The sequence below is a fragment of the Fictibacillus solisalsi genome, from assembly GCF_900103485.1.
GTDB classification, from domain to species: domain Bacteria; phylum Bacillota; class Bacilli; order Bacillales; family Fictibacillaceae; genus Fictibacillus_C; species Fictibacillus_C solisalsi.
This window is the reverse complement of sequence record NZ_FNHW01000001.1, coordinates 952898-964469: the sequence shown is the minus strand read 5'-3', so window position 1 is coordinate 964469 and position 11572 is coordinate 952898. Positions and strand designations below refer to the sequence as shown.

Here is an 11572-nt window from a genome sequence, read left to right as displayed (position 1 = left end):
TAGTATATAATAGCAGCTATACCTTTTCAAGAAAGGATACAAGGGGAACGGCTGAGTTTCCTTGCGCAAAACTGGATCAGTCCAAGCGTTCCGAAGAAAACGCTCCGGTCTGTTTCAAATAATCCCTTAGCAGCGCATAGCTGTCATCTGTATAGAAAGCTTTGGAGTTTACGAGCTTGGAAGCATCATTTCTCGCCACTTCAAGCACACGGTAATCATGGACGATATCGGCAATCCTGAAATCGGGAAGCCCGCTTTGTTTGTTTCCGAAAAAATCCCCTGGCCCCCGCAGTTCGAGGTCCTTTTCTGATAAAACAAAGCCATCGGATGTTTCCGTCATGATTCTCATTCTTTCTTTTCCTTCTTCCGACTTCGGGTCAGCAATCAATATGCAGTAGGATTGGTCGCTCCCCCGTCCTACCCGGCCCCTGAGCTGATGAAGCTGCGAGAGGCCAAAACGCTCAGCGTCATAGATAACCATAATGGTCGCATTGGGTACATTAACCCCTACTTCCACCACTGTGGTGGATACGAGCACATGGCAGCGATTTTCCGCAAATTCCCTCATCACTTCTTCTTTTTCCAAAGAATGAAGCCTTCCGTGCATTAAGCCTACGTTATATTGTTGAAAATATTGCTGAAGCTGGGCATGTACATCGATGGCATTTTGAACATCCAGTTTGTCCGATTCCTCGATTAAAGGACAAATGACATAAGCCTGTCTCCCCTGATCAAGCTCTTTTTGGACAAACCCAAGCACACGGTCAAGCATGTGGTGTTTCGCCCAATACGTTTCAATAGCTTTTCTCCCGGCTGGCATTTCATCAATAACCGATACATCCATATCTCCAAACACGGAAATGGCCAATGTCCGGGGAATCGGAGTAGCCGTCATAAAAAGCACATCAGGGCTTTGTCCCTTTTCCCTCAGCACCCGGCGCTGTTTGACCCCAAACCGGTGCTGTTCATCGGTAATGACCAATCCCAGCTTGAAAAATTCCACTTCGTCTTGAATCAATGCATGAGTGCCGATTAACACATCAACCTCTCCGGCAGCAAGCCTTGAGAGGATATCCGCTCTTCTTTTGCCTTTTACCGAACTGGTCAGCAACTCAACCGTCAGACCATGGGGACCGAGCAACTGACCGAGGGATTGAAAATGTTGTTCGGCCAATATCTCGGTCGGCACCATCAGTGCTCCCTGGGTGCCCGAAGCTATAGCTGCATACAGTGCGATTGCTGCGACAACCGTTTTCCCGGAGCCTACATCCCCCTGCAGCAGCCGGTTCATTCTATAGGGGGACGACATGTCGTTTAATATTTCCCCGGTTACCCTGCCTTGAGCTCCTGTCAACGGAAAAGGCAACGAGGAGATAAACTTCTGTACATCTTCCTCCTTGAAATTCAGGGTTTCTCCTGCAGATTGTTCCCGGTTGATTTTTCGGAACATTTGCATCTTCAGTTGAAAAAGGAGAAATTCCTCATACACCATCCGTCTTCTTGCCTGCTTTAAATGTTCAAAGCTTTGTGGAAAATGGAGGCTGTACAGTGCCTTGCTCCGCGGCCACAATTTATAGGCATCCCGCGTGGATACTGGCAGCACTTCTTCCACCTGATCGCCATATTGGCCGAATCCCATTTTGATGAGCCTTCTAACCTGCTTGACACTCATTTCTCCTTTTACTGGATACACCGGATCAATGCTTTCGTCCTGAGGCTGTATACCAAACTTGATGTCATTCACTGTCATAGTCATTTTATGAGCATCCCATTTCCCTGTAAGTGTTACTGTCTGGCCCGGTGTCAGTTGTTTTTTTAAATACGGCTGATTAAAAAAAACCGCTGTGATCAAATAACGGCCAATCAACACACGGATGCTCAGTTTTGATTTTTTCCGTGGAAAATAACGGAGAGAAGGTTCACTGTGAACCTTCCCTTCAATGGTTGCTCTTTCTTCATGTTTTACGTCGGCCAGATCCTTAAGCTGGTGATTATCATAACGGAACGGCAAGTACTCAAGCAGGTCCATAACTGAGACGATGCCAAGTTCTTGCAAAACTTCACGTTTGCTCTCCCCGATTCCGCTGATTTCAGTTACATTCAGCTGATTCAGATTCATTTTTTGTTAAGGGCTATACCAAAAATCTTAGCTTCAAGCTCCCGGCCTGTTGGTGTAGCCGCCAGCCCTCCTTGTGCCGTTTCTTTTAAGGCCGTAGGCATGGTTTGTCCAATTTTATACATGGCATCAATGACTTCATCGCAGGGAATCCTGCTTTTTATTCCGGCCAGTGCCATATCCGCTGCAACAATCGCATTGCTTGCACCCATTGCGTTACGCTTCACACAAGGAACTTCCACCAGTCCGGCTACGGGATCGCAAACAAGACCGAGCATGTTCTTTAACGCAATGGCCATGGCTTCAGCCGATTGGGAAGGCGTTCCCCCGGCCAGCTCAACAATCGCGGCAGCGGCCATACCTGTGGCAGAACCTACTTCCGCCTGGCAACCCCCGGCTGCACCTGAAATGGAGGCATTGTTAGCCACAACAAAACCAAAGGCTCCAGAAGCAAACAAAAAAGCAACCATCTGTTCTCTCGTAGGATTTAATTTTTCTTTTAAGGCAAATAGCACTCCTGGCACGACACCTGCGGAACCTGCGGTCGGAGTAGCGCAGATGGTTCCCATCGCCGCATTCACTTCATTGGTGGCAATAGCTTTACTTACAGCATCAAGCATAAATTCACCCGACAGGCTTTTGCCGCTTTTCATATAATTTTGGAGGAGAAGGGCATCTCCACCTGTCAAACCGGAGTGTGATCTCACATCCTGGGTGATTCCACGCTCGACCGCTTCCTCCATCACTTTAAGATTACGGTCCATCTGACTGAGGATTTCATCTTTTGTCCGCCCTGTAATTTCCATTTCCTGTTCTATCATAATATCCGAGATTTTGCAGTTTTTCGCTTCGGCAAGTTCCACTAACTCGGCTACATTTCGAAACATACGACGTTCTTCCTTTCAAGCTTACTCGTTTATTTTTACTACTTGCTGAACAATGGGAAGAGCTTCGATTTCTTCAACAAGTACTTGATCCACATTCTGATCCACTTCGATAATCATCAGCGCTTCCTGTCCCTTTTCCTTTCGCGAGACACGCATATGTCCAATATTGATCTGATGCTTGGCCAGAACATTTGCCACACCTGCAATGGCGCCATAACGGTCATTATGGACAATTAGAAGGGCAGGGTGTTCACCGCTCAACTGCAAATCGAATCCATTCAGTTCTGTTATTTCTATTTTTCCACCGCCGATTGAAATTCCAACCAGCTCAATTTTACCATGCTCGTCCCCAAGAACAATCCTGGCTGTATTCGGGTGATCGGTAATCGCATCTTCTTCCGTCATTTTGATTTCAATGTCCTGCTCCTTAGCCAATGAAAGCGCATCCACAATCCGAGTATCAAAAGTATCAAAATCCAGGATACCTCCAACAATCGCAACATCAGTTCCATGGCCCCGGTATGTTTTGGCGAACGATCCATAAAAAGAAATATGCGCATAAGCCGGTTTCCGTCCGAACAAATCACGGGCTACCCTTCCGATGCGTGCGGCACCGGCGGTATGAGAGCTTGAAGGTCCTATCATTACCGGACCAATAATATCAAAAACACTTTTGTACTTCATTTTTGTCCCTCCGAAAAAGAAAATTACACATAAAAATATTCCCTTCATTACTGTATCATATCTGAACAATAATGAAGAGAACATCTTACTTACTCAACCGAGATAATAAACGGATAAATAGGCTGATTTCCGGGATGAACTTCCACTTCAACAGAGGGGTATGTTTCTTCAATGTACTGAACCAGTGATTCCGTTTCTTCCTCAGTTGCATCTTCTCCGGTGATCAACGTAAGAATCTCTGAATCTTCATTAATCATTTCTTTGATAAGTTGATGAAGGGCTTCTGTTCGGTCAGGCATGGAAGCCACGATTTTTCCGTTCATGATCCCCATAAAATCACCTTTTGTGATCTCTATTCCGTCAATGGATGTGTCCCTGACAGCATGGGTCAATTGTCCGGATGTCACATGGTTTAGTGCCTCTGTCATCCTGCTCTGGTTTTCCTCCAGGTTCGCTGCCGGATTGAAAGCCAGCAAGGCGGCCATACCCTGGGGAACGTTTTTCGAGCGGACAATGGCAACATCCTGGTCAGTGACTGTGGCTGCCTGTTCGGCGGCCATTACAATATTGCCGTTATTCGGCAGAACGATGACCTTCTCTGCGTTCACTTCATCTATGGCTTTCACGATGTCTTCTGTACTCGGGTTCATGGTTTGTCCGCCTTCAATGACATAACCTGCCCCAAGCGAAGTAAAGAGCTCCTTAATCCCGCTTCCCATGGCAACCGTTACAATTCCATATTCCTTTTTCTTGCTTTCGGCTGCCGGGGTGGCGACCGGTTCATGCCTCGCCCGGTCCGATTCCAAGATGGCTGAATGCTGTTCTCTCATGTTTTCAATTTTTATGTTAATCAGGCTTCCAAAGCGCTGTGCCAGTGACAGCATGTCACCAGGCTGCTCGGTATGAATATGAACCTTCACGAGCTCCTCATCAGCAACGACAAGCAATGAGTCTCCGTGCTGATTCAGCTCGTTACGAAATTCTTCTTCACTGAATGGTGCTTTTTTTAATTTATCCTCTTCGAATCTCACCATAAATTCTGTACAGTACCCATAATGAATGTCTTCAGTCTTCATATGGAGCTGAGCTTTATGGTGCTCGGCATTGACCATTTCTTTCATGGAAGGTGCCTGTGAGGAAATTTCCGCAAGTTCCTTTCCTTCAAGGGCAGAAAGAAATCCTTCATACACCGTCAGAAGCCCCTGTCCGCCGGAGTCCACAACCCCTACTTCCTTCAGTACAGGAAGCAAATCAGGTGTGCGATCAAGAGAAACTTTGGCCTCTTCAACAATCTCATACATCACGAGAAGAAGATCATCATTTTTCTTTGCTGACTTTACGGCTCGTCTCGCCGCATCTTTCGCCACTGTCAAAATGGTTCCTTCGATCGGCTTCATCACAGCTTTGTATGCTGTTTCTACTCCGTTCTCAAATGCTTTTGCAAAGTCAACCGAAGTAATCGTTGCCTTCCCTTCGATTGATTTTGAAAAACCACGGAAAAGCTGGGATAGTATGACCCCAGAGTTGCCTCTTGCACCCATCAGCAGGCCGCGTGAAAAGCCTTGAGCAACCTTGCCGATATCGGCACTGGTATTTTGCTGAACTTCTTTTGCCCCGGAAGTGATGGTAAGGTTCATATTTGTCCCTGTATCTCCATCCGGAACGGGAAAGACATTGAGTGCATCAATCATTGCTGCGTTTTTTGATAAGTTTGCGGCACCGAGTGCAACCATGGCCGCAAACTTTTTACCGTCTAACTCTGTTAAAGACACAAACTTTCCTCCTAACTAAGGGGTTGTAACCCTGACACCTTGAACAAAGATGTTCACCGAATCCACGGATAGACCCAGCATCTGATCAAGTGTATACTTCACTTTTGTCTGAACATTATGGGCTACTTCTGAAATCTTCGTTCCGTAGCTTACGATAATATACATATCAATATGTACTTCTTCTTCTTCCTGCCGAACCACAATTCCCCGGGAGAAGTTGTCACGCCCTAAAAGCTCGGTAATGCCATCCTTCAGCTGCTTTCTTGAAGCCATGCCAATAATTCCGTAACAATCAATTGCGGCTCCTCCAGCGATGGTTGCGATCACTTCCGTAGAAATGTCAATCTGGCCGTATTTGTTCTTCATTTCAATGGACATGATGAATCCCCCTTTTTATCAATCAATTATGGCTAACCCTCATTTTACTATATAACTAAGTTTTTTAAAAGAACATCTCCATTTGACAATAGCATCTAAGTTATGTCAAGCAATTTTACTTGAAATACATAAATTCATTTGTTGCTTTTATTTAGTGGTCATGCTACTATAGGTTAGTATTTAACATACGACTGATATGATACAGTTTTACTGTTATAAAGGAGGTACACAATATGTCACGCAAATGCTACGTTACTGGAAAAGGCCCTAAAACAGGAAACAAGCGTTCACACGCCTTGAACAAAACAAAAAAGAGCTGGGGAGTTAACGTTCAAAAAGTCCGCATTTTGGTTGACGGCAAGCCGAAACGTGTATATGTTTCAGCACGTGCCCTTAAATCCGGAAAAATCGAACGTGCGTAAATGCTCATAAAACAACGGGTCCCCCGTTGTTTTTTTATTTTGCACCAAAAAGGAATGGCACCCTCTTTGACAGGGTGCCATTCCTTTTTAATAAATGTTGTACATAAAATAAGGTGCCGGTCGTCCTCTTTATCCTTTTCTAAACGAACCTAAAACCGCACGTACAAATCCTCCTAAAAACCTAGGCAGTTTAATGGTGTAAAATTTCATCATACCCCTCCTCCAGGCCCTTAAAAAATAAGACATTCCTTGTAAATATATTCATCACATAAAAAATAGTACCATGCGGCCTGACGTAAAAGATTAATTTAATCATGGCTCTTTATGAACATTAATATGCCGTCAGAGAAGGAATAAGTACCACTTTTATTTACAAGCTCATTGGATATGCAAAGAGTGGAACCCATTGGCAAGTATTGCTGTTCCAGCGGGTATTTAAATCCGGAAAGAGAGAGGCCCTTCACCGGCCCGTTAAAGGGAAGAAAGGAATGATAAGGATACTCCGGTTCATTCACCGCCTCATATGTCCCGGGTGCTTTCAGGCTGATTGAATTTTGAATGTCTCGGATCTCAATTGGCACACTCCGTTCAAGGCCCAATAGCAGAAGCTGAATATTGGCCAGTTCATGATCGAGCCTCCCGCCGGTCGCACCAAGCAATGTGATTCCCTCCGGCTGTTCGGCAAGCGCCCATTCGAGGGCCAGTTCCAGGTCGGTTTTGTCCTTTTCGCTGTCATATTCAAATAAAGGGAGTTCATAAGAGGATATCCATTCCCTTTCCCTGCTGTCCAGTGAATCAAAATCCCCAAAGGCGTAACTGGGCTTGATGCCTTTTTTCAGCAGAAGGTACACGCCACGATCAACTCCTACCCAGACGGAGTCATCTATAGGAAAACAAGAAAAGTCCGGATGCTTCTCTTCCGGACCTCCTGCTACAATGATGATATTCATGCTGCCTGCCGTACTCCACGGCCCGTGTGATGAAGAAGGCGAGGGGCGGTTTTTGTTAAGAAAAGAAACGCCACAATGGTGATAAGGGCCACAGGAATCATGTAGGAAACATTATAGATTACTGAATACACAAAGGGATTCATTCCTTTAGGAGCGTATGCTGCAAAGAAAATGACACCGGAAACCACGTGGGAAGCAAGTCGAAGCACGCTTCCAAACAAAATTCCAACCACAATGGCTGATATTCTCCTTTTTGGCGAGGACACAGCATTGACTCTGAAAATTCCTGCAAAACCAGCAAGCAAAAAGGCCAGCGGGTAATCAAGAATCAAGGAAGCCGGATGAATGCCTGCAGTTCCGTCAATCAGCATTTTGACCATTCCCACGATAAAGCCTGTGGCCACTCCCCCGGATACTCCTCTGCGGAAGGCCATTAGAAAGATCGGCAGCATTTCCAGAGAAACCGAGCCCCCATAGGCCCAGATCCCCTTAAATTGTACAAAGCTTAAAATGATGGCCAGTGCGGACATCATTGCGATTTCGGTTAAAAACCCAATCCGTTTTGTCATATTGTTCTCCCCCTAACATGGTTAAGAAAAGAAAAAAGCAACCGGCATGTGAATGACGGTTGCTTTTTAATGAAACAACAGCGACTCCACATTCCTACGCAAGCATGATCTTGCTTCAGGTTCAAAGGGTCGGGAGTTTACTCCCCTCTCAGCCCCTGTATAGGACTCCCCCTGTGGTTACTTCTCTCAGTTCTTTATACCCATCTATTATACACCACGAATGGCTTGGATTGCACCTTTTATGTCCTTTTTCCCATAAATGGCGGATCCCGCAACAAGAACAGTTGCTCCTGCTTTTTCACAAAGGCGTGCTGTCTCTGCATTTACGCCTCCGTCGACCTCAATCTCGACATCAAGACCCTTTTCATCGATTAGGGTTCGGAGTTCCTTAATTTTTGACAGAGATTCGTGGATAAATGACTGTCCACCAAAGCCCGGATTGACCGACATGATTAAAACAAGATCCAGTTCAGGAAGAACATGCTTGATCGTATCGATCGGAGTGGCCGGGTTCAATACAACACCTGCTTTTTTCCCATGCTCTTTAATCAGCTGGATGGTCCGGTGCAGGTGCGGGCATGCTTCTACATGAACCGTGATAATATCGGCACCCGCCTCTGCAAAATTCGGAATATATTGATCCGGATTTTCAATCATCAAATGGACATCAAATGTCAAATCTGTCAGCGGGCGTATCGCGTTTACCACAAGTGGGCCCATCGTAATGTTTGGCACAAAATGACCGTCCATCACGTCAATATGGATGTAATCAGCCCCGCTTTCATCAGCTACCCTGACTTCTTCGCCAAGCTTTGAAAAGTCAGCGGACAGTATGGATGGCGCAACTTTTATCATGTTAGTACCTCCGTTTTTGTTCCTTGATTTCCTGTAAAAATTCCAAGTAGTGGTCATAGCGGAAGCGGGGAATCTCCCCTTCTTCCACAGCTTCTTTTACCGCACATTTCGGCTCCGAGCTATGTGTACAGCCCCGAAACTTGCAATCCGATACTCTTTCTTTCATTTCGGGAAAATTGTAAGAAAGCTCTTCGGTTTCAATCTCAACAAAATCCAGAGAACTGAACCCAGGAGTATCCGCAATCAATCCTTCACCATACGGAAGGAGTTCTACATGTCTGGTCGTATGCTTTCCCCTGCCCAAATGATCGGATATATCGTTGGTCTCCAGCATGAGCTCAGGCATCAGCGCATTCAATAAAGACGACTTTCCAACCCCGGACTGTCCGGCAAACACACTGGTTTTGCCTTTAAAAATGGGTTTGATGTCTTCCATTCCAGCGAGCGACATGGCAGAGGTCGGAAGAACATCATATCCCAGCTTGCGGTAGGCTTTGATATAATTTTCAATCTCCAGCTGGTACTCATTGCTCTCGATCAAGTCCATCTTAGTAATGCATATAACCGGCTGTATGCCATTATCTTCGATGTGAACAAGAAATCGGTCAAGCAACGCTGTTGAAAATTCGGGACGTACTGCAGAAAACACTAGAATAGCCTGATCGACATTCGCGATCGGAGGCCGGTTCAATTCATTCTTTCTCTCTTTTACATCGAGAATATAGCCATCCGTAGGGTTGGTAGATTCAAACACAACCCAGTCTCCCACCACAGGAGTAATTTTTTTCTTTCTGAAATTTCCCCGTCCTCTGCATTGAAAGACCTCGTCATTGAAAAGCACATAATAAAAACCAGCGACTGATTTTATAATTCTTCCTTCAGTCTTATTATTCATTATTCTCTCCTTTGAAATTTCCTTCCTTTGCATCTTTATAGTTAAACGTTTTTGCCGCTTGCTCTTTTCCGTTTAAATATACGGTATAGGACGCATCCTTTTCTGGTGAAACGGTGAGCGGCACCATATATTCTTTCGTTTTCGAAATTTGTTCTTCCACAAATACAGCATTATCCTCTTTGGCATCACTGTAAACAATTCTCACCTGAAATTGTTGATCCTCATCTTCTTTGGACACTTCCACGGTAATTTTGTTGTTAAACGTAATCTCTTGGTCCTGTGGTTTTTCGCCCTTATCTGGCTTTTCCGGTTTATCTTCTGGTTTATTATCCGGCTTTTCTTCAGGTTTCTCTTCAGGCGGTTTGGGCTCAGGTTTCTTTCCCTTGGAAATAACGACGTTTACTGTTGTTCCCTTTTTCACAGTGGTATACGGAGAAGGCTTTTGTGAAATGACTTTTCCTTCCTCGACCGTATCAGAATATTCTTCCGAAAAATCAACATTCAGTCCTTCCTGGGAGATGTAATTTTGCACATCTTCTCTGGATGAATTCGCCAAATTTTCAAGCTGAACGGTTGGCGGCCCTGTGCTTACCCGCAGGATGACCTGAATTTCACTTGGATTAACCTTTTCGCCTTTTTCTGGACTTTGGGATACTACTTCCCCTTCTGGTGTTTCTTCCGACTCTACAGGTATCGTTTCAATATTTTTCGTATTATACCCTTGTTCATTCAGCAAATCCCTTGCTTCTTCTTCCTTCATACCAGTCAAATCTTCCATATCCACTTTTTTAAAGCCTTTAGAGACATAGAGCGTGACCGTGCTCCCCTCTTTTACCATGGACTGGGCTTCAGGGTCCTGTTTGATGATTTTTCCTTGCTCAACTTCATCGTCATAAAGGTCTTTGCGCTCCACTTTCAGTTTCAGGTTAACAAGCTTGTCATAGCCGTCAGCGTAGTCTTTATGAACCACATTAGGAACCGAAACGTCTTTAACTTTAAACATTCCTGGCATGACAAAAGCGGCTACCCCCGCAACAGCAAGCAAAAGTATAAGAATGAGCAGAATCATTCGCCACTTTTTCTTCTTTTTCTTTGGTTCGGGGGGGTGATCCGGGTTAGACTCAGGTTCTTTTGCCTCCGGCTCTTTTGTCATGGAAACCGGAGCCATAATTCTTGTCGCATCAGCAGATTCATCAAAATCACTCCACCGTTCTTCATTCAGCCGGTGAGGTGACAACGCAGTGTCAAGGTCATCCATCATCTCAAGGGCACTGTCATACCGGTAGATCGGGTTTTTTGTCAGGGCTTTAAGGATAATATTTTCCACGCTTTGCGGAATTTCCGGATTAATTTTTCTCGGTTCCGGTACATCTTCCTGCAAATGTTTTAATGCGACAGATACAGGTGACTCTCCTGTAAACGGGACCCGGCCTGTCAGCATTTCAAATAGTACGACCCCCAATGAATAAATATCCGATTTCGCGTTGGCTACACCTCCGCGAGCCTGTTCCGGTGAAAAATAGTGAACCGAGCCCAAAACGGAATTGGTGTGGGTAATGGTCGCCGATGTGATGGCAAGTGCGATGCCAAAATCCGTAACCTTGGCCACTCCGTTTTCATCAATGAGAATATTATGTGGTTTAATGTCCCTGTGAATGATTCCATGTTCATGGGCAGCTACCATACCCGAAGCGATCTGCTTGATGATCTGTATGGACTCCTCCACAGATAGCCGCCCTTTTTCACGTATATATTGCTTTAACGTTTTTCCCTTCACGTACTCCATCACAATGAAATAGACATTATTTTCTTCACCCACATCAAAGATGCTCACAATATGTGGGTGATCCAGACTGGTTGCAGCTTCTGCCTCTCTTTTAAACCGCTTGATAAACTCCTCGTCGTCCGAAAACTCCGATCGAAGGATTTTGACGGCCACGTCCCGGTCCAAAATAAGATCTTTGGCTCGGTAAACAATAGCCATTCCGCCATCTCCTATGACTTCGAGCAGTTTATAGCGGCCGCTGATTCGTTTGCCAATCAT

Annotated in this window: 12 protein-coding genes and 1 riboswitch; of the genes, 1 reads left to right on the top strand and 11 read right to left on the bottom strand. The window is 45.2% G+C overall.

Annotated features, from left to right (window positions below; genetic code table 11):
- Positions 1 to 76: 76 nt before the first annotated feature.
- The 5 genes from recG to BLT53_RS05015 form a co-directional block, all read right to left on the bottom strand.
- Positions 77 to 2119: an ATP-dependent DNA helicase RecG gene (gene recG, locus BLT53_RS05035; RefSeq protein ID WP_090233223.1), complete on the bottom strand. Its 2043-nt coding sequence runs from the start codon at positions 2117 to 2119 to the stop codon at positions 77 to 79.
- Positions 2116 to 3003, bottom strand: a complete 888-nt coding sequence (sdaAA, locus tag BLT53_RS05030) for an L-serine ammonia-lyase, iron-sulfur-dependent, subunit alpha (protein ID WP_090233221.1) — start codon at positions 3001 to 3003, stop codon at positions 2116 to 2118. The genes recG and sdaAA overlap by 4 nt, the downstream gene beginning before the upstream one ends.
- Positions 3004 to 3024: 21 nt before the next feature.
- The gene (gene sdaAB, locus BLT53_RS05025; protein WP_090233220.1) at positions 3025 to 3687 is read right to left on the bottom strand and encodes an L-serine ammonia-lyase, iron-sulfur-dependent subunit beta; all 663 of its coding nucleotides are present in this window, start codon (positions 3685 to 3687) and stop codon (positions 3025 to 3027) included.
- A gap of 89 nt (positions 3688 to 3776) precedes the next feature.
- Positions 3777 to 5459 (bottom strand): DAK2 domain-containing protein, encoded by a 1683-nt coding sequence (locus BLT53_RS05020; protein ID WP_090233218.1) that lies wholly within the window; start codon positions 5457 to 5459, stop codon positions 3777 to 3779.
- 15 nt (positions 5460 to 5474) lie between these two features.
- Positions 5475 to 5837 (bottom strand): Asp23/Gls24 family envelope stress response protein, encoded by a 363-nt coding sequence (locus BLT53_RS05015; protein ID WP_061969356.1) that lies wholly within the window; start codon positions 5835 to 5837, stop codon positions 5475 to 5477.
- A gap of 233 nt (positions 5838 to 6070) precedes the next feature.
- Here BLT53_RS05015 and rpmB point away from each other — a divergent pair, with 233 nt between their 5' ends.
- Positions 6071 to 6259 carry a 50S ribosomal protein L28 gene (gene rpmB / locus BLT53_RS05010; protein WP_090233217.1) on the top strand — a complete coding sequence of 63 codons (189 nt, stop codon included), beginning with the start codon at positions 6071 to 6073 and terminating at the stop codon, positions 6257 to 6259.
- A 129-nt stretch (positions 6260 to 6388) separates the two neighbouring features.
- Here rpmB and spoVM read toward each other — a convergent pair whose 3' ends face one another.
- The 6 genes from spoVM to pknB form a co-directional block, all read right to left on the bottom strand.
- Complete coding sequence (spoVM, locus tag BLT53_RS05005) at positions 6389 to 6469, bottom strand: stage V sporulation protein SpoVM (protein WP_061969353.1); 81 nt, start codon at positions 6467 to 6469, stop codon at positions 6389 to 6391.
- A gap of 98 nt (positions 6470 to 6567) precedes the next feature.
- The gene (locus BLT53_RS05000) at positions 6568 to 7209 is read right to left on the bottom strand and encodes a thiamine diphosphokinase (RefSeq protein ID WP_090233215.1); all 642 of its coding nucleotides are present in this window, start codon (positions 7207 to 7209) and stop codon (positions 6568 to 6570) included.
- On the bottom strand, positions 7206 to 7778 hold the full coding sequence (gene thiT / locus BLT53_RS04995; protein WP_090233214.1) for an energy-coupled thiamine transporter ThiT: 573 nt from the start codon (positions 7776 to 7778) through the stop codon (positions 7206 to 7208). The genes BLT53_RS05000 and thiT overlap by 4 nt, the downstream gene beginning before the upstream one ends.
- A 74-nt stretch (positions 7779 to 7852) precedes the next feature.
- Positions 7853 to 7960, bottom strand: a riboswitch (TPP riboswitch).
- A gap of 25 nt (positions 7961 to 7985) precedes the next feature.
- A complete protein-coding gene (gene rpe / locus BLT53_RS04990; RefSeq protein WP_090233213.1) occupies positions 7986 to 8633 on the bottom strand; it encodes a ribulose-phosphate 3-epimerase in 648 nt (215 codons plus the stop codon).
- A 1-nt stretch (position 8634) separates the two neighbouring features.
- Entirely contained in the window at positions 8635 to 9528 is an 894-nt protein-coding gene (gene rsgA, locus BLT53_RS04985) for a ribosome small subunit-dependent GTPase A (RefSeq protein ID WP_090233211.1), read from the bottom strand.
- Positions 9521 to 11572, bottom strand: coding sequence for a Stk1 family PASTA domain-containing Ser/Thr kinase (gene pknB, locus BLT53_RS04980; protein ID WP_090233210.1), 2052 nt, complete (start codon positions 11570 to 11572; stop codon positions 9521 to 9523). Before pknB ends, rsgA begins: the two co-directional genes overlap by 8 nt.

Bases quoted from the DNA above. Each gene is read 5' to 3' on its own strand.
- pknB (WP_090233210.1), bottom strand. From the start codon at position 11,572: ATGATTGGCAAACGAATCAGCGGCCGCTATAAACTGCTCGAAGTCATA.
- rsgA (WP_090233211.1), bottom strand. From the start codon at position 9,528: ATGAATAATAAGACTGAAGGAAGAATTATAAAATCAGTCGCTGGTTTT.
- thiT (WP_090233214.1), bottom strand. From the start codon at position 7,778: ATGACAAAACGGATTGGGTTTTTAACCGAAATCGCAATGATGTCCGCA.
- spoVM (WP_061969353.1), bottom strand. From the start codon at position 6,469: ATGAAATTTTACACCATTAAACTGCCTAGGTTTTTAGGAGGATTTGTA.
- recG (WP_090233223.1), bottom strand. From the start codon at position 2,119: ATGAATCTGAATCAGCTGAATGTAACTGAAATCAGCGGAATCGGGGAG.
- sdaAB (WP_090233220.1), bottom strand. From the start codon at position 3,687: ATGAAGTACAAAAGTGTTTTTGATATTATTGGTCCGGTAATGATAGGA.
- BLT53_RS05000 (WP_090233215.1), bottom strand. From the start codon at position 7,209: ATGAATATCATCATTGTAGCAGGAGGTCCGGAAGAGAAGCATCCGGAC.
- rpmB (WP_090233217.1), top strand. From the start codon at position 6,071: ATGTCACGCAAATGCTACGTTACTGGAAAAGGCCCTAAAACAGGAAAC.
- rpe (WP_090233213.1), bottom strand. From the start codon at position 8,633: ATGATAAAAGTTGCGCCATCCATACTGTCCGCTGACTTTTCAAAGCTT.
- sdaAA (WP_090233221.1), bottom strand. From the start codon at position 3,003: ATGTTTCGAAATGTAGCCGAGTTAGTGGAACTTGCCGAAGCGAAAAAC.
- BLT53_RS05015 (WP_061969356.1), bottom strand. From the start codon at position 5,837: ATGTCCATTGAAATGAAGAACAAATACGGCCAGATTGACATTTCTACG.